Raw genomic sequence first — 24768 nt, forward strand, 5'->3', positions numbered from 1 at the left:
CTAGCAGGCGACGTCTTCCGTCGTGGGAGAGCACTGGGAAGCAGCCATCGCATTCCCCTCGCGAGACGCTGTTCGAATGGCGGACCAAACCGCTTGCGGCGTCGCCGGCATGTCCAACTGCGTGACGCCGAGCGGCGCCAGGGCGTCGAGGATCGCGTTCATGATCGTCTGCGGTGCCGCCATGCAACCCGCCTGGCCCGAGCCCTTCACGCCGAGGCGATTGGACTTCGTCGGCGCGGTATCGTCGAGACGACCGTCGAAGCTCGGCAGATCGGCCGCGCGTGGCAAGGCATAGTCCATGAACGAGCTGCTCAGGGACTGGCCGGAGTCGCGATCGAAGACAACATGCTCGAGCAGCGCCTGACCGATCCCCTGCGCCACGCCGCCATGCACCTGGGCGAGCGTCAGTCGAGGATTGAGGAGGCGGCCGAAGTCGTCGATCAGCAGATAGCGATCGAGCCGGACCACGCCGGTCTCGGGATCGACCTCGACCTCGGCGACATGGCAGCCGTTGGGGAAGGTGTAGAGGTCGGAGACGTTGTTGCCGAGCGCCCCGAGGCCCGGCGCCATCCCGTCCGGCAGGTTGGCCGGATCGCGCGCGGCCAGCGCGACCGCTTCGAGGGCGACGCTGCGCTCCGTTCCCTCCACCTTGAAGATGCCCCCGGCAAAGCCGATCCGCTCGACCGGCGCCTGCAGCAGATGCGCGGCGATTCGCCTTGCCTTGTCGAGCAGCGCCTCGACCGCCAGCACCAGCGCCGTTCCGCCAAGATGCATCGAACGCGCGCCGCCATGGCCGCCGCCGCTCGGCAGGAGTGCCGTGTCGCCCTGCCGGAAACGGAACGTGGAGATGGGCAACCCCAGCATGTCCGCGGCAACCTGCGCATAGGCCGTTTCGTGCCCCTGCCCGTTCGATTGCGTGCCAACCGCCAGCGATATCGTGTTGTCCGCCTCGAACGCGATGCGAGCCACTTCGTTGGGCGCACCGCGCGCCGTCTCGAGGAAGCACGAGATCCCCATGCCGCGCAGGAGGCCCGCCCTCTCCGATCGGGTCCGCCGTTCGGCAAATCCCGCCCTGTCGGCGGCGTGCGTCGCCTCCTCGAGATTCGCCGCGAAGCGCCCACCATCGATCTGCATGCCCATGGCCGTACGATGCGGGAAGGTCGAGATCATGTTGCGTCGGCGCAGCTCGACGGCGTCGATCCCCGTCACCCTCGCCGCCCGGTCGACCAAACGCTCGATGATGTAGTTGGCTTCCGGCTTGCCGGCTCCGCGATAGGCATCGAGCGGCGGCGTGTTGGTGAAGGCACCGCGCACCTCCATGAAGATCGAGGGGATGGCATAGACACCGCCCATCGCGCTCGCGGCGGCGGTCGTCGAGCTGATCGGCCCCACCGTCGACAGATAAGCGCCCACATTGGCACCCGCCCGCACCTCGAGCGCAAGGAAGCGTCCATCGGCATCCAGCGCCAATCGCGCCCGGGAGAAGTGATCGCGGCCATGGGTGGAGCTGACGAAATCCTCCACTCGCTCCGACACCCAGCGCACCGGCCGTCCGAGCCGCCGCGCCGCCCAGAGCACGAGCACCCATTCCGGATACATGTAGTTCTTCATGCCGAAGCCGCCGCCCACGTCCGGAACGCTGAGATGCAGGCGATCGGCCGGAACGTGGAAGATGGCGTCGGCCAGTTGGTTGCGGATGCCGTGCACGGCCTGCCCCGTGTAGGTGAGATGCATCAGATCCCGCCGGGCGTCGTATTTGCCGAGTGCCGCACGTGTCTCCAGGGGTGCAGCCAGCACGCGATTGTTCATCAGCTCGCACTCGATCACGTGCGCGGCGATAGCCATCGCGGCTTCGACTGCCTGGGCATCGCCCCGGCGGAACAGGAAGGCCGAGTTCCGCGGCGCCTGCGGCCATATCTGGGGCGCCCCTGGCGCAACGGCCGCCGATGCCTCGACGACGCACGGCAGGGGGCTGTACGCGACCTCGATCGCCTCGGCGGCGTCCATCGCGGCCTCGATCGATTCCGCCACGACGAACGCCACCGGGTCGCCGACATGACGGACAATTCCGCGCGCCAGCGCCGGCCGCGGCGGCACGACGAGCGGCTCGGCGGCCTCGAGCGTCATGACACAGGGCAGGTCGCCGATCCCGTCGGCCGCGAGATCGGCTTCGGTCAGGACGGCCACGACGCCCGGCATCCTCGATGCAGCGGTCGTCTCGATCCGCTCGATGCGGGCATGGCCGTGGGGCGAGCGCAGGACGTGCGCCTGCAGGCAGCCCGTCGTGCGGGCGTTTGCAACATACGTTCCTTTCCCAGTCAGGAACCGCGCATCCTCCAGCCGTGTCAGCGAACGTCCCTGGTAGCGATCTGCCATCCGATCCACCGAAGTTCGATCCTTGTCGCTATCGCGCCGGATGCGCCTGCCGCCAGTGCCGCGCGATGTCGATCCGTCGCGTGACCCAAACGCGCGGCTGCTCGGCCAGCCAGTCGAGCGCTCGCACGAGCCCCATGGCCCGTCCGGGATGGGCGATGATGCGGTTGTGCAGGCCGAAGCTCAGCATGCACGGCGGATCCTCGTCCAGCACGCACTGCACGGCATTCCTGACATAGGCGAAGTACTCGTCGCCCGTCGTCATGCCCTGGCGGCTGAAGCGGACGTCGTTGTGGACGATCGAATAGGGAACGACCAGCTGGGTCCGGTCACCCACCTCGACCCAGTAGGGCAAGTCGTCATCGTAGGCGTCGCTGTCGTACTCATAGCCGGCGTCGAGCAGCATCACCCGTGTCCGGAGGGAGGGCGCGTACCGGCTGTACCAGCCGAGCGGACGGGTGCCGATGGTGTTGGCGATGCTCTGCGTCGCCAGCCGGATCTGCTCGCGTTCGAACGCCTCCTCGAGATTGGCGTGGATCTCCCATCGGTTGCCGTGTCCCGCCACTTCCCAGCCGGCTTCGCGCATGGCGGCGCAGGCCTCGGGATTGCGCTCGAGCGCGCGGGCGATGGCGAACACGGTGCAGGGCAGCTTCCGCTTGGTGAAGATCCGGTGGAAGCGCCAGAAGCCGGCACGGCTGCCGTACTGGAACATGCTCTCGGCGCCGAGATCGCGCCCCTTCACCGCCGCGGTGGACCCTTCCGTCAGCCCGGTTTCGGACGCCGCATCGCCGTCCGGCACGGCATACTCGCCGCCCTCCTCGTAGTTGATGACGAAATTCACGGCGACATGCGCGCCGCCCGGCCAGTGCGGGTCGGGCCGGTTGCGTCCGTAGCCCACGAAGTCCCGCACGCGGCCGGCTTCTTCATCGGTCATCGATCACCTCCCGAGAACAGTCGCCCGCATCGTGCCATAATCAGACACGTGGCAGCATTGCCACTTCCATTGACACGGAGGAAGCGGCCAATGGCTGAGGTTCTTGGTGTCGGCCTGTCACACTATCCGCCGCTCAGCGGCCACGATGCGGACATGGCCGGCATCTTGCGCGGCCGCCTGGCGGATCCGGACATTCCGGCATCGGCCAAGGATCCGGCCGGATGGCCGCAGGCGATGCGCGAGGAATGGGGCGACGACCGCGGCGTCGCTGCCGCCGCCCGCCACCGCGCGGCGATGCTGAGCGGGCTGCGCCGCGTGCGCCAGGCGATCGATGCCTTCAGGCCGGACGTCATCGTCGTCTGGGGCGACGACCAGTACGAGAATTTCCGCGAGGATATGGTGCCGGCCTTCTGCGTGCATGCCTACGAGGACATGACCGTGTTCCCGTGGAAGCAGGCGACGGCCTCGGCGATGGTTGGCGCGAAGGCCGAGGACGAATGGGGCGGCGGCAAGCCGAACGTCTGGAACGAGGCCGCCGACACCGGCTTCCTCGTCCGCGGCCATCGGGAGGCGGCCAAGGCGATCGCGTCCGGCCTGCTGGAGAGCGATTTCGATGTCGCCTACGCCTACCGCCCGCTTCACCATCCCGGCCTGCCTCATGCCTTTCTCAACGCCATCCTCTATCTCGACAACGACCGCGTCGGCTTCCCCTACCCGATCGTGCCGTTCGCCATCAATTGCTACGGCCGGCAGGTGATCTCCTATCGCGGCTTCACCAGCAGATGGGCCGAACGCGGCCGCCCGCCCGATCCGCCCTCGCCCGCACCGCGGCGATGCTTCGATCTCGGCGCCGCCGTCGGCCGTATCTGCCGGGCGAGCCCGTGGCGCGTGGCGCTCGTTGCCTCGTCGAGCTGGAGCCACGCCTTCCTGGTCGACAAGACGTGGCGGCTGCAGCCCGACGTCGCGGCCGACCGGACGCTGTACGATGCGATGGTTGCCGGCGACTATGCGGCCTGGCGGTCCACGACCCTCGATCGCATCGAGGACTCGGGTCAGCAGGAGATGCTGAACTGGTTCGCTCTGATGGGCGCCATGCAAGCGCTCGGCGCGGCGCTTGAATGGTCGGAGTTCGTCGAGACGCGCGTCTTCAACTCGAGCAAGGTCGCGGCCGTCTTTGCTCCGGTGTAGGCGTTCAAATCCGCAGGTGGCTTCGCACACTGTCGCGCGAGACCGCTCCCTTGGGCATCTCGTGCACGATCTGGCCTTTCTCCATGACATAGCAGCGCTCGGCCAGCGCCAGGATGGTATCGAGGTTCTGTTCGACGAACACCACCGTCGTGCCGAGATCGTCGCGGATCGTCCGCAGCACGCGGCAGATCAGCTTCACGATCGAAGGCTGCACGCCTTCCGACGGCTCGTCGAGCAGGATCAGATCGGGCCCGCCGATCAGGACGCGGCCGATCGCGAGCTGCTGCTGCTCGCCGCCCGACAGTGTACCGGCCACCTGCCGGCGTCGTTCCTTGAGGATCGGAAAATACTCGAACACCAGATCGAGCCGCGACTGCCGGCGAGAAGCGCCGATCAGCTCGCCGACCAGGAGGTTTTCCTGGACCGTCATGCGCGGAAACACGTCACGGCCCTGCGGAATGTAGCCGATGCCGAGGCGCGCCCGGCTGTCCGCCGAGAGGGGCGTGATGTCCCGCCCCCGGTAGCGGATGCTCCCCGCCGAGGCTCGAAGAAGCCCGATCAGGCACCGCATCGTCGTCGTCTTGCCCACGCCGTTGCGGCCGATCACGGCGACGACCTCGCGCTGGGCCACGCTGAGGTCGATGCCGCGCAGCACCGGCGTCGCGCCGTACCGCGCCGACAAGCCCGCCACCTCAAGCATCGTGGGCACTCCCGAGATAGATCTCCTCGACATCGCGATTGGCGATGATCTCCTCGATCGTGCCGCGCGCGAACACCTTTCCCAGATGCAGCACGGTGACGTTGGTGGCGATCTGGCGCACGAACGTCATGTCGTGCTCCACCACGAGCACGGTCGCGCCCTCGGCATTCAGGCGCTGGATCAGCTCACCGGTGCGGAAGGTCTCGTCGGGCGACAGGCCGGCGGTCGGTTCGTCGAGCAGCAGCAGCCGCGGGCGGAGAGCGAGGGCCATCCCGATCTCCAGCCATTGCTGCTGGCCGTGCGCGAGCTCGCCGGCCGGCTTGGCGGCATCGGTCTGCAAGCCAAGCAGCGCCAACAGGCGTTCCTCTTCGTCGGGAATCCGCCGGAGCTGGACGTGATGCTGCAGGGCGATGTGCAGGTTCTGGCGCACCGACAGCGCTCGAAACACACTGGGCGCCTGCATCTTGATGCTCATGCCGCGCGCGACGCGGGCGAAAGCCGGCATGTGCGTGACGTCGGCACCGCCGAACAGGATGGAGCCGGCAGTCGGCGCATATGTCCCGACGATCAGCTTGAACAGCGTGCTCTTGCCCGCGCCGTTCGGGCCGATCAGGCAGTGGATTTCCCGTTCGGCGATCGCGAGGTCGACGCCGTTCACGGCAAACAGGCCGCCGAAGCTCTTGCTGACGCCGCGCGCTTCGACAAGGGCTTCCATCGCGCTATTGCTCCAGGAGAGACGGCTCGAGCACCGGCCGGCTGCGGGCGCGACGCCGGGCCAGCACCTTGGCGAGCGAGACGATGAGGCCATCGGGCGCGATCAGAACGGTGCCGGCCAGCAGTACGCCCATCAGGATCAGCGCCCACTGCTCGCTGTAGATGGTCAGCGCCTGGAAGCCCGCGATCAGGAACAGCGTGCCGACCAGGGTGGCGGTCACGTCCGAGCGACCGGAGAACGCCACCCAGACGACCGGCATCGCCGCGGCGGGAAGGCCGATGCTGGACGGCGAGATGAACTGGCCCCAGGAACAGTAGAGCGCCCCGCTCAACCCGCCGAGCATGCTGCCGATGACGAAAGTGACGAGCGAATATCGGCGGACGTCGTAGCCGAGCAACTCGGCACGCAGCGGATCCTCGCGGATCGCGACCAGCACGTTGCCGAACCGCGAGTTCACCAGGAGGCGCAGCAGCAGGTAGGTGAGGACCAGGAGCGCCAGGACGAAATAATAGAACGGCGTGCCTTCGAGATCGATGTCGTCGCCGAACCACGGCAGCGCCAGCGGATCCATGCCTTGCATGCCGTTGAAGCCGTTGAGCCTGGCGGCGCCGATATGCCATTCCGGTCCGGCGGTCTGATTGAGGAAGAAGGCCAGCGCCAGGGTCAGGGCGAAGGTCACGATGCCGAAGAACATGCCGCCGATCCGGCCATAGATCATGAAATAGCCGATGAGCGCCGCCGCCAGCCCCGTCACCGCCAGCGCCGCGGCGAGCGAGGCCATGGCGCCGCCGTGGGCGACGCCGAGATTGATCTCGATCACGCCGTAACCGTAGCCGCCGAGGCCGAAGAAGAATGTCTGGCCGAACGACATCATGCCGCCATAGCCCCACATCAGGCAGAGCCCGAGGGCCATGAAGACCCAGCACAGGAAGTAGGCCGAGCTGCCGACATCGTAGGAATCGACGAACGCGGGATAGACGAGCGCCATCGCCAGCACGGCCGCCGCACCGGACCAGAAGAGGCGGCCCTGGCCCAGCGTCTGTGGGCCGTTGAGCGGGTTCGACATGGCCGACATCAGCTCGAGCGCCTGGTCAGCCAACCCGAGAAGCCGTCGGGGAGGACGCGGATGATCAGCACCACCGCGATGAGCAGCCCGATCTGGCCGATCACCTGCCCGTACCAGGCGTTCAGGCCGGCGCGGATCACACCGAGGGCGATGGCCGCCGGCGCGGTTCCGAGCAGCACATTGGCGCCGCCCACGACCACCGTGACAAACGCCTCGACCAGGAAGCTCGCGCCCATGGTCGGGATCAGGTTCATGGTCGGAGCGTAGAGCGCACCGCACAAGCCGGCCAGGCCGGTGCCGATGCCGAAGCTCACGGCGTAGATGACGCCCTTGCGCACGCCGAGCGCCTGCGCCATGCGCGGATTCTGCATCGTCGCGCGCGCATGGACTCCGAAGCGGGTGCGCATGAACAGGACATAGACGAAGCCGAGCACGCACAAGGAAGCGGCGAACAGGACCATGCGATAGCTCGAGAAGGAATAGTCGCCGACGGAGAAGCTGTGACCCGGCATGCCGACGCCGGGAAAGGTCGAGCCCAGCACGATCAGCGTCCCCTGCGTGGCGACGAGGCTGATACCCCACGTCACCAGCAGGGAATCGAGCGGCCGGCTGTAGAGCGGCCGAATGATCGTCACCTCCAGCAGCACGCCGATCAGGCCGGCGGCGATGGCCCCGCAGGCCTGGGCCATCGGCAGCGGCAGGCCGGCATGATAGGCCGCCGAGGTGACGTAGACGCCGCACATGATGAACTCGCCATGCGCGAGATTGATGATGCCCATCATGCCGAAGATGATGGCGAGGCCCGCGGCCGAAAGGACCAGGAAGGCGAACACGTCCGCGAACTGATAGAAGTACGAAAACGAATCCGCGAACATGACGCCTGATCCTCGTATCGACCGGAGATCACCGCTTCGGCGGCAGGTGATCCGGCGTGTACTGCTCCTTGGGGTTCGACTTCGTCAGATCGCAGCCGACCTGGCCCAGCCAGTAGGGTTGAATGACGCCGAAATCCTTCTCTATATGGACCTTGTTCTCCTTGTCGACCGACAGCAGACGCATGTGATGCGAGGTGTGCTGGCTCTTGGGATCGATGACGATATGGCCTTCCGGCGCGTCGATACCGGCATCGCCCTTGGCGATCACCTTGCGGATATCGTCCTTGTCCAATGAGTGCGCCCGCTCGGCCAGCATCTTGTACATGTACAACGCGACATAGGCGTTGTAGCCCATGTCGTTGATGTAGGTCTCCTTCGGGAACTTGGCCCGCCACCGCTTCTTGAAATCCTCGGCCGCGGGCGTGTTCAGCTCCTCGAACCAGTTGGCCGTCGCATACATGTTGGCCATCACCGGTGGCGGGAACAGCTTGTGCTCGAAGCCCAGCATGATCTTGATCGGGCTGCCCATCGGGATGTCGAGATGGGCCGCCGAGGCCTGCGGGAAGAACGAGTTCTGCGCCGCGCCGACATTCAGCATGTAGAGCCAGTCAGGCTTGGCCTTCTGGATGTTCTGGATCGTCTGCGCGAACTGCGAGACGCCGAGCGGAATGAACTCCTCGCCCACGATCTCGCCACCCAGCGGCTTGAGCAGGGTGCGGCCCCACTCGGCCGAGAGATGGCCGAAATTGTAGTCTGCGGCGACCGTGTAGACGCGCTTGCCGAACTTCTCGACCATCCACGGGATCAGCGTCGAGAGCTGCTGCTCGGGCACCGCGCCGACGCTGATCATGCTGGCGTCGCACACGCCGCCTTCGTACTGGTTGGTGTAGAAGTAGAGCGTCTTGGTGCGATCGACGATCGGACGGATCGCTTCGCGCGAGGCCGACGTGATGCCGCCGATCAGGAGGTCGACTTTCTCCTTCTGCAGCAGCCGGCGGGCGAATTCCTGGTAGCGCGCATTGTCGCCCTGCGGGTCGAGATGCATCAGCTCGATCTGCCGGCCCATGATGCCGCCCTTGCCGTTGATCTCCTCGACCGCGAGCTGCGAGCCGTGCAGCTTCGGGATGCCGAACACGGCAAGATCGCCCGAGATATCCTCCAGCAGGCCGATCCTGATCGGCTTGGTGTCGGCGCGGGCCTGCTCGCCGCCGACGATGTTGACCAGCGGCAGCGCCGCCGCACCGGCCAAAAGTGCTCGCCTTTTCATGCAACGTCCCTCCTCTTCTTCTTTCAGCAGACGGACGGGCAGCGTCAGGTGAGATCGGGATGGTTCCGATGCCAGTCGGTTGCCTGCTGATAGGCGTGGGCCGCCCGTACCAGCATGTCCTCGGCGAAATGCGCGGCGACGAACTGGAAGGCGAGCGGCGTGCCCTGCTCGGTGAAAGCGCAGGGCAGCGTGATGGTGGGACTGCCGGTCATGTCGAACGGACAGGTGAAGCGCAGCAGCCCCTGAACGAGCGACGGGTCCTCGCCCAGCCGCCCCATCATCGCCTTGGTCGGCGATGCGAAGGGCTGGGCCGGCACCAGCAGCAGGTCGATCGCCTCGAAGAGCTTTGCGACGCGGCCGCGGAAGTCGTTACGGCGCAGCAGGATCTGCTGATAGTCGAGGCCCGACAGGGCGCGGCCGGTATCGATCAGCCCGGCCAGTCCCGGTCCGTATTCCGATTTGCGTTGCGGATACGTCGCGAGGTGGGCGACAGCGGTCTCCACGGCGCAGTTGGGAATCCAGTCCACGATGATCTGCGCGGGGTCGGGGAATCGCACCGGCCGGATATCCGCGCCCAGCCCTTCCACCACCTTCAAGGCCCCCTCGACCGATCGCGTCACGGCGGCATCGCTGCCCTTGGCATTCCAGTCGGCGTCGACCCCTACGCGCACGCCTTTCAGGCCGCGGCGGATGCCGGCCAGATAGTTCGGCACCAGCTCCTGGCTCGCCGTCGGGTCGCGATCGTCCGGCCCGGCGATGGCCCCGAGCATGGCGGCGCAGTCGGCGGCGCTGCGCGCCATGGGCCCGATATGGTCGAGCGTGGCCGCCAGCTCGAAGACGCCGTAACGGCTGACGCGTCCCCATGTCGGCTTGAGCCCGGTCACGCCGTTCGCCGCCGACGGAAAGCGGATCGACCCGCCGGTATCCGAGCCCAGCGAGCCGTAGCAGAGCCCCGCCGCTGTCGCCACGCCGGAGCCGCTCGACGATGCCCCCGACCAGTGGTCGGCATTCCAGGGATTCACCGGCGGCGTGATCTTGGGATGATGATCGGCATAGGCCGCCTCGGTCATCTGCAGCTTGCCGAGCAGCACCGCGCCGGCATCACGCAGCCGATGAACGACCGTCGCATCCTCCTGCGGGCGAAAGTCCCGATGGATTGTCGTTCCGGCCGCCGTGGGGATGCCTTTGGTCCAGCACAGGTCCTTCACGGCGATCGGCACACCGTGCAGCGGTCCCTTGACCTCGCCTTTGCGGATTTCCGCTTCCGCCTTGCGAGCCTGCTCCAGCGCAAGGTCGGCTGTGACGAGGGCATAGCTGCACAGGCGCCGGTCCAGCGCTTCGATCCGGTCGAGCTGGGCACGCGTCGCTTCGACAGGCGAGATTTCCTTCGCGTGAAGCCGGCGACCGAGCTCCATCAGTTCCAGGTAGTGCAGGCTTACCGACATGCCGGCCTCCTAGTCGAAACGGACTTCCTTCGGATATCGCCGCGCGATCCGAATCTATGTCGACTTCAATGGTTTATTTCCGATTATTTCCCTTTTCAACTTTTTTATTGAGGGCCGTGCCGCTGCCCACGACGACGGCAGGCTTCGATCGAACGCCCGTACCAGCGCCTCGACATGCGGCAGCCCGATCAGCGTCAGGTGTTCGCCCGGAATATCGACAAGCGTGCGGCCCTCCGATGCGATCGAGGCCAACCGCTGGGCGGCGGTTGGCAGACCGAAGGAGAGTGACCTGGCGACATTGGGCAGGATCGGCGAACTACGACCGGGATCGCTTAGCGGCACGGCACCCGAGCGGCGTTTCGATGAACGATGCGCGCGGGATGTCTGGCTGGAGAAGCGGTTGGTTCTTGGCTAGCTATCGGACTGAACCGAAGCATGCCAAGGAGGAAAGAATCGTGACTCTCGTTCGCCGTCGTACCTTCGCTGCCGGCAGCGCCGCGTTTGCCCTGACCGCGCCTTATGTTGCGCGCGCGCAGAAGAAGTACGATCCCGGCGTCACCGACAAGGAGATCAAGCTCGGCCACACCAATCCCTATTCGGGCCCGGCCTCCGCCTACGGCACGATCGGCAAGGCGATCGCGGCCTACTGGACGATGGTCAACGACAAGGGCGGCATCAACGGCCGCAAGGTCGATTTCATCAGCTACGACGACGGCTACAGCCCGCCCAAGACGGTCGAGATGGTGCGCAAGCTGGTCGAGAACGACAAGGTGTTCGCGATCTACCAGCTTCTCGGCACGCCCACCAACACGGTGGTGCAGAAGTACCTCAACCAGAAGAAGGTGCCGCAGCTCTTCGTCGCCACCGGCGCCTCGAAGTGGGGCGATCCCAAGCACTTCCCCTGGACCATGGGCTGGCAGCCCGACTACGCCACCGAGGCCGCGATCTACGCCAAGCACATCATGGCGAACCATCCCAACGCCAAGGTGGCGATGCTCTACCAGAACGACGATTCGGGAAAGGACTACCTCAACGGCTTCATCGCAGGCTTCGGCAAGGAGAAGGACAAGTTCCTGGTCAAGGTGGTGAGCTACGAGATCACCGATCCCACCGTCGACAGCCAGATCATCCAGCTCAAGGATTCCGGGGCAGACGTCTTCTTCAACCACGCGACGCCCAAGGCGGCGGCGCAGGCGATCCGCAAGGTCGCCGATCTCGGCTGGAAACCGGTGCAGTACCTCGTCAATGTCTCGGCGTCGGTCGCCGCCGTGCTGAAGCCGGCGGGTTTCGACAACGCCAAGGGGATCATCACCGCCCAGTACCTGAAGGACGCGACCGATCCACAATGGGCCGACCAGCCCGACTTCAAGGACTGGCAGGCCTGGATGAAGAAGTACCTGCCGGACGCCAATCCGGCCGACTCGGGCAACGTCTACGCCTATGCGGTGTCGGCGACGATGCACGATTGCCTGACGCGCTGCGGCGACGACCTGACCCGCGCCAACCTGATGAAGCAGGCGGCCAGCATGCACGACCTCAAGGTGCCGATGCTCCTGCCCGGCATCACGATCAACACCAGCCCGACCGACTTCTATCCCATCCAGTCGGTCCATCTCGCCAAGTTCGACGGCGCGAAATGGAGCCTGTTCGGCGACGTGCTCAGCAACGAGAGCGCCTGACAGCCGCCAATACCGGCGCCATTGCGGGAGCGCGGATCAAATCGCGCTCCCGTCACACCACGCAGCCGTGGTGGGCCGACGACACCAGGCGAACGTACTTGTGATGGACCGATCCGGGGCGTACCCGACCGGCCGGGTCGGGCGGCCGCCAATCGGCCATGCGCGTCGCGAGCTCGCTGTCGGAGACATCGAGGTTGAGCGTCCGGGCTCGTGGATCGATGACGATCGCATCGCCATCGCGCACCGCGGCGATCGGACCGCCGCGCGCGGCCTCCGGCGAGATGTGCCCGATCAGGATGCCGTGGGACACGCCCGAGAAGCGGCCGTCGGTGATCAAGGCGACGTCCTCGCCGAGGCCCCGTCCCTGTAGCTGGATGGTGAGCATCACCATTTCCGGCATGCCGGGACCGCCGACCGGGCCGACATTGCGCACGACGACGACGTTTCCCGGCACAATTTTGTTCTCCCGGATGGCCTGCATCGCCTCGGCCTCCGACTCGAACACGCGGGCGGTGCCCCTGAACTGTCCCTTCTCCAGCGTCTTGCCGGAGAGCTTCAGCAAACAGCTTTCCGGCGCGAGATTGCCCTTCAGCACGCTGATGTGATTGTTGGGCGGCGCGACCGGCCGCACCACCGGGAAGACGATATCCTGACGGCCGATCTCCTCCAGTGTCGGCACGGCCGCGAGGTTCTCGGCCAGCGTCCTGCCGGTTACCGTCATCGCGTCGCCGTGCAGCAGGCCGTTGCGCAGCAGCTCTTTCATGACGATCGGCACGCCGCCGATCGCATGCAGGCTCGTCATCGCAAAGGGGCCGTGCGGCTGCAGGTTGGCAATGAGCGGTATCCGCTCGCCGACCTCCTGGATGCGCTCGATCGTGATCGGCACCTGGGCCTCGCGCGCGACGGCCAGCAGATGCAGGTACATGTTGGTCGAGCCGCCCATCGCATAGACGGTCGCGATGGCGTTCTCGAAAGCGCGCTCGGTCATGATGTCCCGTGGCCGGATGCCGGAAGCGATCAGCCGATACAACGCGTCGACCGAGGCATGCGCCTGCGCCCGCACGTCTTCATGGATGTCGCTGCGCGCATCGTGGTCGGCCGGATGCGAGGCGCCGCGCGGCAGCATCATGCCGATCGCCTCGGCGGTCGTGCTCATCGTGTTGGCCGTGAACATCGCCCCGCAGGTGCCGCTGCCCGGCATCACGTTGCGCTCGAGTTCGAGCAATTCCGACTCCGAGATCCGGCCAGCCTCGGCCGCCGCGCGGCCCTCGGCATAGTCCATGATCGTGAGATTGGTCCCCTTGCTCGCCCAGGGGCCGAAGGCGACGCCGCCCGGCGAGCTGGTGCCGGGATAGAGCACCAACCCGAAGGCGTTGGTGCGGGCGAGCGGCATGAGGGCGGCGGCGCCGGTCTTGTCGCAGCCCGAGATCACGATCATGGCATCGCCGTGATGGGCGTAATGGCCGATCTCGAAGCAGTCCGCGGCGACATCGCGCGACACCAGGCTGTAGCCCGCCGTGGGCGTTCCCTGCGTCAGCGCGTCGGACACGGCCGGCGCGCCGACGATCAGGCCCTGCCCGCCGCGTTCGGCGATGGTGTCGACCAGCAGATCGGTGATGGCGCGAACCCGATTGTTGCACCGGTGCGCGTTGGTATAGGCGCTGGCGATCGTCACCACCGCGTTGGCCCGGGCGGCGCGGTCCGGATCGAACCCCGCCGCCCGGAGCTCCACGCGGGACTTCTTCCAGAAAGTGCTGCTGTCTTGGGTCATGAACGTCACATCTGTCGAAACGGGCTTGGAGACTAACCCAACGGTTTCTGTTCCTGTACGTTGAATCTTTCCCAGCGCGCAGGAGGGACTCATGGCCGGACTTCTCGAGGGGCACATCGCAGCCGTGACCGGCGGTGGGTCGGGCATCGGCCAAGGCATATGCCTCGCCTACGCGCGCGAGGGCGCACGCGTGATCGTCCTCGACGTCGATCCCGGCGGAGCCGGGGAGACCATCCGCTTGATCGAGGCCGCAGGTGGCACGGCATCCGCCGTGAGACTCGACGTGGCGGATCGCCAGGCCTGCAAAGCGGCGGCGGCGGAGATCGGCCGGAGTGGCAAGGTCTCGATCCTCGTCAACAATGCCGGCATCAATCGCCGCAATCCGATCACCGGCGACGCCGAGGCGGTGGCCAAAGACTGGGACGACATCCTCTCGATCAATCTCGACGGGATGTTCAACGTCACACACGCCTTCCTCGGCCAGCTCCGAGAGACCAGGGGCCGGATCGTCAATATCGGCTCGATCCAGTCGTTCGTGCATGTGAGCTGGCCGAACTCGGCCGCCTATACGACCTCGAAGCACGGCGTGCTGGGCTTCACGCGGGCGCTGGCGGCGGAGCTCGGCAAGGAAAGGACGGCGTGCGGGTCAACGCCATCGGACCGGGACTGATCGAGACCAAGATCAGCGCCGAGGCGCGCGCCAGGAACCCGGAGATGGTGGCCATGGTCATGCGGCACACGCCGCTCGGCCGCCCCGGCAAGCCGGAGGATATCACTGGACCGGCGGTCTTCCTTGCGTCGGAGATGTCGTCCTACATTACCGGCTGTATCATCATGGCCGACGGCGGCTTCCGCACGGTCTGAGAACTCACGCTCATGGAGGAAGATCGATGTCATTCTATCGAGGCATGACGTGCGAAAACGTGACCATCAAAGGCGACAAGGGAACACCGATCACGGCGTACGTGGCCAAGCCATCCGGTGCGGGCCGTTTTCCGGGCGTCGTGCTGATCCATCATCTTCCGGGCTGGAGCGAGCTCTATATCGAGACGACGCGTCGGTTCGCGCATCACGGCTATCTCGCGATCTGCGCCAACCTCTATGAGCGCGAGGGCGGCGGCAGCGACGGCAACCCCGACGACGTCGCCGCCAAGGTGCGCGCCGACGGCGGCATCGCCGATTCGCAGATGGTCGGCGATACCGAGGCCGCGGTGAAGTGGATACGCGAGCAGCCCAACCACAACGGCAAGGTCGGCCTTTTCGGCTCCTGTTCGGGCGGCCGGCACGCCTTCCTCTATGCCTGCCAGAAGAAGGACGTGGACGCCTGCGTCGAGCTCTGGGGCGGCCGCGTGGTGATGGGCAAGGAGGAGCTCAATGCCAAGACGCCGGTCGCGCCCATCGACATGACCAAGGACCTCTCCTGCCCGCTGCTCGGCCTGTTCGGCAACGAAGACCGCGCGCCCAGCCCCGAGCAGGTGAACCAGCACGAGGCCGAGCTCAAGAAGCACGGCAAGGCCTACGAGTTCCACCGCTATGACGGCGCCGGCCACGGCTTCTTCTACTGGCACCGGCCGCTCTACCGGGTCGAGCAGGCGATGGACGGCTGGAGCAAGGTGTTCGCCTTCTTCGGCAAGCATCTGGCGAAGTAGGAGGTCCCACGATGTGCACGTCCATCATCGAGATCGCGCGCGCCGAGGGCATGGCAAAGCGCGGAGACGACTGGTTCCCGCTGTCGCAGGCGGTGGTGGCCTATGACCACGCGCGCCATGCGCACCTGGGCGACGTCATCACGCTCGACTTCATCAACACCAGCCTCGACTCGGGGGCGCGGGCCGGCATCGAGCTCACGCTGGAGACGGCCAAGGAGCTGCGTGCCGCGCTCGACCGGGCGATCGCCGCCGCCGAGTTCGAGGAGGCGGAAGTGAGAGGCAAAGGAAGGGACAAGGGCGCCGTGGCGAGCCTCGTCCGAGCGGCGTGAGGCGCGAGCCCGGCCGGCCGCTGGCGGCGGAGCTGCAAGCCGCCCGCTGGGCTTCTCACGATTTTCTCACGGGTGTGAGAAGCCTCCGATGCCGATGCCATCGGCATTCGCGGCCCGTTTGTCGCTTTCTCGCGCCACATGCGGGGGAGGTAATACGATACCGCGCGAGACCTCAGGAGAGGCTGCTGCGCCGCCGGGGCGGCCGCGAGGCGGTGAGGAACGAGGCCTCGGGCCGGCCGCCGGGGCGACGGCCGATCCAGAGCAGGACTGCGCCCAGGATCGCGAAGGCGGGCAGCGCCGGCGTCATCAGCAGCGGCAGGGCGAGGTGCTGCCACAGCCAGCCCGGCGCCGGCGCGCCCGGCACCGGACGGAAGGCGGCATCGTCGAAGCCGGACCACAGGTCGCCGAGCAGCATCAGGCGAAACGCCCCCTCCGACCACCACGCCAGGCAATCGTGCACGATGGCCGCCACGGCCATCGCCAGCAGCACCCAACCCACCCCACGGAACAGAACCATCTCTTCCCCCAAAACACCCAATCCCAAATCCCCAGACAACCCTAGCCAACCGCGCCGTGCGAGGGAAGATGCCGTTGCCCCGGCCGGCGGCCACGCTATAAGGACGGCCGACCGCGCTCCACGAGCGGCGAGCTGGACAGGTGGCCGAGCGGTTTAAGGCACACGCTTGGAAAGCGTGCGTGGTGTAACAGCCACCGCGGGTTCGAATCCCGCCCTGTCCGCCAACCAGTCTGCACGCGGCGGTAGTTGTCGCGTATGCAGCGAGAAAGGCCGCGCAACAGGGCCTTTTTTCGTCGAAGGACCACTCGGAGAACGGACCGGCCGTACCTCAGCGCGCCATTTCACCCGATTTTCTCTGGGCCCTGATGGTCGAGTGGTCATTCGCGATGCACGACAATGCGGCGGCGACGATTGCTCTGGCAAGAGCACTACCACGCCACTTCGGGTTCGACTCCCGATCCGTCTGTTCACCAATGCCGGTCCGAAGGTTCCGATCGGTCCAACATCCGCTTCCTCTGTCCCTCGCGCCCCACTCGAACTGGCTGACATTGATTGGGTCATCGCCAACGGCGAAAGCGGCCCTGGTGCCCATCCGGGATGAAGGCCGATGGGTGCGAGCGATCCGCGAGGAGAGCCTGCGACCGGGTGTCGCGCTCCTTCCAAAGGCAGCGGGCGTCATTCGCCCGAAACGCTGGGACAATCGTGAGTGGAATGAGTCGCGGGCCGCGGGGCAGGAGTAGCGCTAAATCAGCGTCGGCTTCTTCCTCGCCATGTCGTTTTCTTGTTAGGTTCAGCGACCGGGGAGACGGAACGTCAAAATTGCTGCTTGCGGGGATCGTCAAGGCAATCCGTGCCTACGACGCTACCGAGTGGGAGATTTTCACTCGGGAGTGCGCCAAGGGAATGACGGGGTATGAAGAGGTCAAGCGGCTCGGCGGCGCCGGCGACCATGGAAGGGACGTTATCGGCCTATGCAGCCCTGCGGGGTGCTCAGGCGTCTGGGACAACGTCCAATGCAAGAACTATGAGGGGTTGCTCCAACCCTCCACCGCCTGTCGTGATGCCGGCAAGATCATCTTCCATGCGTACCGCGGAGTCTTCACTCCGCCGCGACGCTGCCGGTTCGCGGCTCCAAAAGGCCCGACGACAGCCCTGCGCGACCTGCTTCTCAACCCTGCGAGGTTCCGGCAGGAAGTGATCTCGACGTGGAACACCCGGGTGGCCAACCATGTTGTGGATAACGAGATCCACCTCTTGGAGGGCAAGCTGGAGGAGTACGTCCTACAGTATGACTTCAGCAGCTTCGGCTACCTCACCATCGAGGAGCTGCTCGATTGGCATCGGCAGACTGGGTATTGGGCACAGCGGTTCGGCGGCTTGCTGCCTCCTCCGCCCCCAGCAGATGCTCCCCCCGAAGCGCTGATGCCGCACGAGACCATCTATGTCGGGAAGCTGCTGGACGTCTACGCTGAAGCCGCCGGTTCGGAGATCAAGACCGTCAGCGACTTGGATGCTCATGCTGCTTGGAGGGATGATCTCCAGAAGCAGCGGGTACGCTTTTTCGAAGCAGAAGCATTCTTGGCGAACTACCGGGACCAGACCGAGCCAGGCACGACGGAGAGCTTTGCCGACCAGATTTTCGATGTCATCGAGCCTGGGCTGGCCCTTCCCGGGACAGGGATGGAAAGGCTTACCAAGGCTCTGACCGCCGCTGGGCAGACCACACCGGCGAGTGTGCTGTCGGCGCAGGCCAAAGTAGGAGTGAAACAGGGTGTCTGCCACCAGCTTGCCAACGACAACCGCGTGACATGGAAGGTCTGAGTTGGGTGAGATGAGCCCTCCCCGGCGGCGGCCGCGGACCTTCAATACTCCCTTCGAGACCGGGCTGCGGTCCGTCGTAATCCTGACGGCCTGCTATCCAGAAATGCTTTCGCTGAACAGGCTCGTTGTCTTCGACCATCTTGTCGTCCACACCGAGGACATCGATGGACCTAGGAGCATGCATCCGAAGGACAGGTCACGTGCGGCAGAGATCCTGGTCCGTCGCGGCCTCGTTGAGTCCGGTCTGGCCCTCATGCAGACGCGCGGTCTCGTCTCGCGCGCCGTGACGCCAGCCGGTTTCCGCTACAAGGCCGGCGAGGAAGCAGGATCGTTCCTCGACCTGCTGTCCAGTACGTATGTCAAAGCCCTGAAGCGGAGGGCCGCCTGGCTGATTACCAACATCCATCCGATGAGCGATGAAGCCCTGTCGAAATTGGTGCAGAGCCGGATGAATGAGTGGGAGCCTGAATTCCAGACCGGGCAATCGCAGGCTCAATGAGTCATGCAGCTTAGGTTCCTCCACATCACCGGCCCGGATGCCGAACCAGCGACCGTCGACTTTGCCGCCGGCCTCAATGTGATCAATGGCCCGTCGAACACTGGAAAGTCGTACATCCTGCGGATGATCGACTACCTGCTTGGTGCGCGGGATGCACCGGAGCCGATTAACGAACAGGCGCTCTATGATCTTGCCCATCTGGGGGTCGTGCTCGATGACGGCACAGAGAAAACCATCATCCGCGCCCTCGCTGGTGGTGAAATCCGGCTGCTGGATGGCCTGACCAAAGACAGGCCAGCTGCCAAGCAGGGCGAAGCAATGTCGGCCCGGCACAACGCGAAGTCCTCGCTTTCAAAATTTCTCCTGGGTCATCTTCCAGCTGGGAATGTCGCGGCGAACAATGCTCGCATCCGGACTAACGCCAAGATGGAAACCAAAGAGCTGAGTTTCCGCGATCTCGGGCTGTATGCTTTGGTCGATGAAGGCAAGATTCAGGCCCGGACCTCGCCCATCCTATCCGGTCAATACACGTCGAGGACCCCCGAGACGTCGGTATTCAAGTTTGTGCTTACCGGCGTCGACGATGCTGCTCTTGACGTAGGGAAGCCTGATACCACGCAGAGTCTCAGGAAGGCGGCCCAGCTGGAACTGATCGACCAGCAAATTCGCGATCTTGACCAGGAGATCGCGGCGGCAGACCACGATCGCGATGAGTTGGAGAAGCTGGAATCATCCATCGATAACGAGTTGACTTTGAGCTTCGTGGTACAGGAACGGACCGAAGCCGATTATCGGGAATTGACCAAGACGCGACGTGAGCTTCGTGCCGAGCTAGAAGCCGCCCAGGACCGAATGGCCGAGATCGATACGCTGCAAGCCCGTTTCGCTCTGCTTGAGCAGCACTATGGGTCGGATCAGGATAGGTTGGCTGCGATCATCGAGGCTGGTGTTCTTTTTTCGCTCGAAGACGGCGAGACCTGCCCAATTTGCGGTGCTCAACCAGCGAATCATCGCCCCTCCGCCGCTTGCGATGGCAACATCGATGAGATCGTCGAGGCTGCGAAGGCCGAGACTACTGATTTGCAGCAGAGGGCGGCCGAACTGAAGGAAACGATGGAGGGCCTTGCCGAGGAACGCGACGAGCTGGACGAACGAAGCCTCGAGATCATGGAGGAGCTCCAAGAGCTGCATAAAGATATCAGTCGCGAAGTGCCGTCTGTTCAGACCGTTCGAACCGCGACGAAGCAAATCGTTGACCGTAAGGTCGGTGTTCAGAAGAGCCTAGACCTGATCCGGCGTCGCGATGCGCTTCAAGCCCGCCGCGATGAACTCGGAGTAAGTCCCGGGTACGACAGCACGACTATCGTTGCAGAACAGTCGCTGAACGGTACGGTGCTGAACGAATTCAGCGTGGTCGTCGAGTCAGAGCTGAAGGCATGGGAATTCCCCAACGCAGACCGGGTCTTTTTCGATCTTCCCAAACTGGACATTTCGGTTTCGGGGAAACCGAGAAGCGCGAACGGGAAAGGCGTCCGTGCGCTGCTGCATGGCGCGTTTAGCGTCGGCTTAATGAAATACTGCCTCGAGCGCAAACGCTCTCATCCCGGCTTCCTCGTTCTCGACACGCTCTTCGTAACCTACAGGGATCCCGATGGCTTGGATGATGCGGCTATCAAGGCCACGCCGCTGAAGGACAAAGCGTTCGCGGCTTTTGCAGAACTATCGAAGCATTACCAGTTGATCATCCTAGACAACGTAGACGTCCCGGAGTGGCTGCCGGAACGTTCGAACTACATCCATTTCACTGCCCAACCAACGCAAGGTCGCGCTGGCTTTTTCCCGTTGCCACGCAGTTACTCCTGATCGGTTCCACCGGTCGTCGGTGCCGTCGAGAGGAGTGACGACATCGGTGACCTGATGGCCCACATTCTCCTCCACTGCGCCAGCTTGCTCAGGATTAATTGCCGTCCCCACCCGAGATGCCGTTCGGCAAAGGAACCGAGGCGCGTCGGCGTCAACGAAATCTTGATGGGGTTGTCGACGACCAGATCATAGAAATCGGCATCGTCTGCAAATAGATAGGACCTCGGCGAAAGTCCTAGCTCAATGGCGTCCAGGATAGTGGTTTTGGTCGAGTACCGGGGCCGATCAGGCAATTAAGCCGGTCGTGTCCCGGATGGTGGTGTAGCTGGGGAGAGCAAGGCCGCGAGCGAGCGCGCTGTTTGATGGCGCCGTAGCGAGGGAGCGGCCTTGCGGGGGTCACCGGCGATTTCCGGTTAGGGTTTGGTTGCGAGCTCCAACCTGCACGCGAGGAACCACCGATGACCGAAGAGATGATGGACCTGCGTTCGCTTGTCGAGAAGGCCCCTGACGCTGACGTTCTGCGCGAGATGATCGCCTTTGCTGCCGAGCGCCTGATGGAGATCGAGGTCGGTGCGCTGACCGGCGCCGCCCATGGCGAGAAGAGCGCCACGCGACTGGCCCAGCGCAACGGCTATCGCGACCGGGATTGGGAGACGCGGGCCGGCACGGTGGAGCTGCGCATCCCCAAGCTGCGCCGCGGCAGCTACTTCCCCAGCTTCCTCGAGCCGCGCCGCATGGCCGAGAAGGCCCTGACCGCGGTGATCCAGGAGGCCTACATCCAAGGCGTCTCCACCCGATCGGTCGACGACCTGGTCAAGGCCTTGGGCATGAGCGGCATCTCCAAGAGCCAGGTCAGCCGGCTGTGCGAGGAGATCGACCAGCGGGTGAAGGCCTTCCTCGACCGGCCGATCGAGGGCGACTGGCCCTATCTGTGGATCGACGCCACCTACGTGAAGGTGCGCCAGGCCGGCCGCATCGTCTCGGTCGCCGTCATCGTCGCCGTCGGCGTCAACGCCGACGGCCGGCGCGAGGTGCTGGGCATGGATATCGGCCCGTCCGAAGCCGAGACCTTCTGGACGGCGTTCCTCAGGAAGCTGACGCGCCGCGGCTTGCGCGGCGTCAAGCTGGTCATCTCCGACGCCCATGAAGGTATCAAGGCAGCGATCTCCAAGATCCTCACCGCCACCTGGCAGCGCTGCCGCGTCCACTTCATGCGCAACGCCTTGGCGCATGCCGGCCGAAGCGGACGCCGCGTGGTCTCGGCCTTCATCGCCACCGCCTTCGCCCAGGACGATGCCGAGCAGGCGCGTGCGCAGTGGCGGCGTGTCGCCGATCAGCTCCGACCCAAGGTCCCCAAGCTGGCTACCCTGATGGACGAGGCAGAGCCCGATGTGCTCGCCTACATGAGCTTCCCGGCACAGCACCGGGTCAAGCTGCACTCGATCAACCCCCTGGAGCGCCTCAACGGCGAGATCAAGCGCCGCACCGAGGTCGTCGGCATCTTCCCCAATGAAGCGGCCATCGTTCGACTCGTCGGGGCCATCCTGCTCGAGCAGAACGACGAGTGGGCCGTCCAGCGCTCCCGCTACATCACGCTGGAAAGCATCGCCCCCGTAAGCGATGATCCTCTCGTCGGGCTGCCTGCTGTGGCTGCCTGATCGATCCGGCTCACGCCGAAGATCGCTGTGCTGACTCAGCGCCAGCTACACCACGTCTCGGGGCACGATCATTAAGCCGGATGCCGGGGGCCAAGTGAGCTATTTGATGCCCCGGAAGTTCCTAATCTCGATCAGCACGATTCGCATTAGGCTCGGCCCCCTCCGACCTCCCGCTGTATTGTAAAAGCTCTGCTGCAAGGTGCTAGTCCGTTGGCGCCGAAATGGTCCGGCGCCCCTGCGCAAAACCGCGAGGCTCGACTCTATTCCGCTGACGCTCCACCGAGCCCGCTGCGCGGTCACGACCCTCCGGGTAACGATCGCTGGCGCTTGCGTCCCGTCGGATGCCGGCGGCCGGCGCGCTCTTCGCGCGCTGCCCTTGTTTTCTTCCAGGCTGCTCACTGGAACCGTCGGTAAACGTCAGATCGGCATCATCCACTAGTCTATTCTCGATCTCAGCCGGCTTCATGGCGGCGCTCGAGCAGCCCCCTGGGCGAGTGGTCGTTGGGGATGCTACACGCGAGTTCCTTGCCAAGTCTGGGGCGCTCCAACGGGCGGAGGCGCGGGTCGGCCCCTATCAGGCATTTCACCTTAAGCAGGCTCGTACAAAGATGAGGACACATAGCGGCCCGGAGTCAATCAAGACCGGTCAATAAGCGGGCAAATGCCGCGTTGATTCCGAGCATCTAGCGACGCCCAAATGCGCCATCCCTTCAGCGCGACAAGATCACCTGGGTTCGAGACCTTGCCCGCGGTGTTGAAGATCAGTACGTCACCGCCAGCCTTTGTCGAGCGAAAACGAAACTCCGGGCCGTGGGGCCCGAGCAAGAGGACGCCGGCATCATCGATGGATGAACTCACTCCCTTGGAAAGGTCTGTTTCCACAAGCCATTCGGTACCAAAACTGAAGCAAGCCGTGTCCGGCATGAGCGGCCAATGCCTGCCGAGTTCTTTAGGGTCTTTACTGGAGACGCAGCCGAACACCCGATTGTCGCCATCACGCCCGATGATCACCCCGAACGTTTCAGGGGCGGATGCGAGGAAGACCAGACTGCCATCGGGCGCCGATTTGATCTTCGTGTAGATAGGAGTATTCACCACGTTCATTGCGACCTCCCTGCACCGTCTGGCCAACTACCGGCGCGCGCCGGCGAACATAGCGTGTGGGATAGGCTTTCCCAGGGGATTCATGTGCGGCCGCACCTGAGGTATGATGCGGCATGGGGAGCAAGAAACGCCAACTACTACTGTCGTCAAAGGCAGAAGCAGCATTGATCGAGAGCGCTCGCAGTCTGGACCGCGTGAGCGGCTTGACACATACCTACTACAAGTACCCAGCTCGTTTTTCCCCCGGCTTCGCACGAGCAGCTATTGAGGCTTTTACAGACCCGGGTGATGTTGTTATCGACAACCATGTTGGAGGTGGCACGACGCTCGTGGAAGCGATTGCGCTCGGACGGCACGCTATCGGTGTTGATATCAGTTCTTTGGCTCACTTCGTGAGTCGCGCAAAGACTGTAATTTATAGCGGCATGGAACTAGAGCGTATCGAGAGGTGGGTTCAGCGCGTTTACACGGCAATCAACCTAGCCGAGCCGGCTCAACGGCTGGTCGGCTACGATGACTACTACAAGCACCTCGATCATCCTGGCCGATGGCGCTTACGGCATGCCATTGAGCAAGCGCTATCAAGCGCGCGGCGCCTCCGCTCAGACAGGCTAGAAATGTTTGCTCGGTGCGCAATCCTTCGAGCCGCACAGTGGGCGCTCGACGGACGCCGCGAGGCTCCTTCTATAGACGATTTCCGGAGTGCGCTGTCCGATATTGCGACTGAAATGCTAACCGGCGCCTGGGACTTGGCGATTGCAGCGGCGAGATACGATCACCGACCGAGAGCGACTGTCCTTCATCGTTCGGCGGCGCAACTCGATACGGATGGGCGACTTAAGAAAAGACAATCGCCCAAGCTCGTACTTACTTCTCCCCCTTACCCAGGCATTCACGTTCTTTATCACCGATGGCAGGTGGGCGGCGGCAAAGAAGCGCCTTTGCCCTTCATGATTGCCAACAAGCTCGATGGCGCCGGCGAATCCTACTACACAATGGGGAATCGAAGGCATCCCGGGTTGGACCCCTATTTCGAAAACATCGGCGCATCGATGGCCGCGGTGGCTCAGCTTGCGACGCGCAAGACCATCGTCGTGCAAATGTTGGCCTTCAGCGAGGCCGAATGGCAACTTCCCAAGTACATCGAAACACTATCCAAGGCAGGACTAGCAGAGGTCTTCTTGCCGACGCTCATCGGCAAGGGTGACGGTCGCTTGTGGCGACAAGTGCCCAATAGACGTTGGTACTCGCATCAACAGGGTGACACTCCCGGCAGCAAGGAGGTTGTCCTCATTCACCGCAAAAGCTGAGCCAG

22 protein-coding genes and 1 tRNA gene are annotated in these 24768 nt (G+C 64.6%); 12 read left to right on the forward strand and 11 right to left on the reverse strand.

Annotated features, from left to right (window positions below):
- The gene (locus tag OJF58_RS05285) at positions 1-2376 is read right to left on the reverse strand and encodes a xanthine dehydrogenase family protein molybdopterin-binding subunit (protein ID WP_300785177.1); all 2376 of its coding nucleotides are present in this window, start codon (positions 2374-2376) and stop codon (positions 1-3) included.
- 28 nt (positions 2377-2404) lie between these two features.
- Positions 2405-3307, reverse strand: a complete 903-nt coding sequence (locus OJF58_RS05290) for a polysaccharide deacetylase family protein (RefSeq protein WP_300782302.1) — start codon at positions 3305-3307, stop codon at positions 2405-2407.
- 90 nt (positions 3308-3397) lie between these two features.
- On the opposite strand from OJF58_RS05290, the gene OJF58_RS05295 reads away from it, so the two are divergent.
- Positions 3398-4495, forward strand: a complete 1098-nt coding sequence (locus OJF58_RS05295) for a hypothetical protein (protein WP_300782304.1) — start codon at positions 3398-3400, stop codon at positions 4493-4495.
- A gap of 4 nt (positions 4496-4499) precedes the next feature.
- On the opposite strand, the gene OJF58_RS05300 is transcribed toward OJF58_RS05295, so the two are convergent.
- From OJF58_RS05300 to OJF58_RS05325, 6 genes are read right to left on the reverse strand one after another with little or no spacing between them, the layout of a single operon-like run.
- Positions 4500-5195 carry an ABC transporter ATP-binding protein gene (locus OJF58_RS05300; RefSeq protein ID WP_300785179.1) on the reverse strand — a complete coding sequence of 232 codons (696 nt, stop codon included), beginning with the start codon at positions 5193-5195 and terminating at the stop codon, positions 4500-4502.
- A complete protein-coding gene (locus tag OJF58_RS05305) occupies positions 5188-5910 on the reverse strand; it encodes an ABC transporter ATP-binding protein (RefSeq protein WP_300782305.1) in 723 nt (240 codons plus the stop codon). The genes OJF58_RS05300 and OJF58_RS05305 overlap by 8 nt, the downstream gene beginning before the upstream one ends.
- A 4-nt stretch (positions 5911-5914) precedes the next feature.
- Positions 5915-6976, reverse strand: a complete 1062-nt coding sequence (locus OJF58_RS05310) for a branched-chain amino acid ABC transporter permease (RefSeq protein ID WP_300785180.1) — start codon at positions 6974-6976, stop codon at positions 5915-5917.
- A gap of 8 nt (positions 6977-6984) precedes the next feature.
- Positions 6985-7851, reverse strand: a complete 867-nt coding sequence (locus OJF58_RS05315) for a branched-chain amino acid ABC transporter permease (protein ID WP_300782306.1) — start codon at positions 7849-7851, stop codon at positions 6985-6987.
- A gap of 28 nt (positions 7852-7879) precedes the next feature.
- Entirely contained in the window at positions 7880-9118 is a 1239-nt protein-coding gene (locus OJF58_RS05320) for an urea ABC transporter substrate-binding protein (protein ID WP_300782309.1), read from the reverse strand.
- A gap of 44 nt (positions 9119-9162) precedes the next feature.
- Entirely contained in the window at positions 9163-10563 is a 1401-nt protein-coding gene (locus tag OJF58_RS05325) for an amidase (RefSeq protein WP_300782312.1), read from the reverse strand.
- A 455-nt stretch (positions 10564-11018) separates the two neighbouring features.
- Between OJF58_RS05325 and OJF58_RS05330 the strand changes: the two genes are divergently transcribed.
- The gene (locus OJF58_RS05330) at positions 11019-12242 is read left to right on the forward strand and encodes an ABC transporter substrate-binding protein (protein ID WP_300782314.1); all 1224 of its coding nucleotides are present in this window, start codon (positions 11019-11021) and stop codon (positions 12240-12242) included.
- 52 nt (positions 12243-12294) lie between these two features.
- Here the strand turns inward: OJF58_RS05330 and OJF58_RS05335 are convergent, their stop codons facing one another.
- Positions 12295-14013, reverse strand: a complete 1719-nt coding sequence (locus OJF58_RS05335) for a dihydroxy-acid dehydratase (RefSeq protein WP_300782316.1) — start codon at positions 14011-14013, stop codon at positions 12295-12297.
- Positions 14014-14104: 91 nt separating this feature from the next.
- Between OJF58_RS05335 and OJF58_RS05340 the strand changes: the two genes are divergently transcribed.
- From OJF58_RS05340 to OJF58_RS05355, 4 genes are read left to right on the forward strand one after another with little or no spacing between them, the layout of a single operon-like run.
- The gene (locus tag OJF58_RS05340) at positions 14105-14683 is read left to right on the forward strand and encodes an SDR family NAD(P)-dependent oxidoreductase (protein WP_300782319.1); all 579 of its coding nucleotides are present in this window, start codon (positions 14105-14107) and stop codon (positions 14681-14683) included.
- The gene (locus OJF58_RS05345) at positions 14653-14877 is read left to right on the forward strand and encodes an SDR family oxidoreductase (RefSeq protein ID WP_300782321.1); all 225 of its coding nucleotides are present in this window, start codon (positions 14653-14655) and stop codon (positions 14875-14877) included. Before OJF58_RS05340 ends, OJF58_RS05345 begins: the two co-directional genes overlap by 31 nt.
- 26 nt (positions 14878-14903) lie before the next feature.
- On the forward strand, positions 14904-15662 hold the full coding sequence (locus OJF58_RS05350; RefSeq protein WP_300782323.1) for a dienelactone hydrolase family protein: 759 nt from the start codon (positions 14904-14906) through the stop codon (positions 15660-15662).
- Between the two features lie 11 nt (positions 15663-15673).
- Positions 15674-15991, forward strand: a complete 318-nt coding sequence (locus tag OJF58_RS05355) for a DUF6295 family protein (protein ID WP_300782326.1) — start codon at positions 15674-15676, stop codon at positions 15989-15991.
- Between the two features lie 172 nt (positions 15992-16163).
- On the opposite strand, the gene OJF58_RS05360 is transcribed toward OJF58_RS05355, so the two are convergent.
- On the reverse strand, positions 16164-16508 hold the full coding sequence (locus OJF58_RS05360; RefSeq protein ID WP_300782328.1) for a hypothetical protein: 345 nt from the start codon (positions 16506-16508) through the stop codon (positions 16164-16166).
- 134 nt (positions 16509-16642) lie between these two features.
- Between OJF58_RS05360 and OJF58_RS05365 the strand changes: the two genes are divergently transcribed.
- From OJF58_RS05365 to OJF58_RS05385, 5 genes are all read left to right on the forward strand, one after another.
- A tRNA-Ser gene (locus OJF58_RS05365) sits at positions 16643-16732 on the forward strand.
- 595 nt (positions 16733-17327) lie between these two features.
- Positions 17328-18329 (forward strand): ABC-three component system protein, encoded by a 1002-nt coding sequence (locus OJF58_RS05370; protein ID WP_300782330.1) that lies wholly within the window; start codon positions 17328-17330, stop codon positions 18327-18329.
- Positions 18330-18339: 10 nt separating this feature from the next.
- On the forward strand, positions 18340-18828 hold the full coding sequence (locus OJF58_RS05375) for an ABC-three component system middle component 2 (protein ID WP_366526836.1): 489 nt from the start codon (positions 18340-18342) through the stop codon (positions 18826-18828).
- A 3-nt stretch (positions 18829-18831) separates the two neighbouring features.
- Positions 18832-20691, forward strand: coding sequence for a hypothetical protein (locus OJF58_RS05380; protein ID WP_300782334.1), 1860 nt, complete (start codon positions 18832-18834; stop codon positions 20689-20691).
- 458 nt (positions 20692-21149) lie between these two features.
- On the forward strand, positions 21150-22349 hold the full coding sequence (locus tag OJF58_RS05385; protein WP_300779380.1) for an IS256 family transposase: 1200 nt from the start codon (positions 21150-21152) through the stop codon (positions 22347-22349).
- Between the two features lie 636 nt (positions 22350-22985).
- On the opposite strand, the gene OJF58_RS05390 is transcribed toward OJF58_RS05385, so the two are convergent.
- Complete coding sequence (locus OJF58_RS05390; protein WP_300782335.1) at positions 22986-23453, reverse strand: hypothetical protein; 468 nt, start codon at positions 23451-23453, stop codon at positions 22986-22988.
- Positions 23454-23566: 113 nt separating this feature from the next.
- On the opposite strand from OJF58_RS05390, the gene OJF58_RS05395 reads away from it, so the two are divergent.
- Positions 23567-24763, forward strand: a complete 1197-nt coding sequence (locus tag OJF58_RS05395) for a DNA methyltransferase (protein WP_300782337.1) — start codon at positions 23567-23569, stop codon at positions 24761-24763.
- Positions 24764-24768: the final 5 nt, after the last annotated feature.

The organism is Enhydrobacter sp. (assembly GCF_030246845.1).
In the GTDB taxonomy this organism is placed as follows: Bacteria; Pseudomonadota; Alphaproteobacteria; order Reyranellales; family Reyranellaceae; genus Reyranella.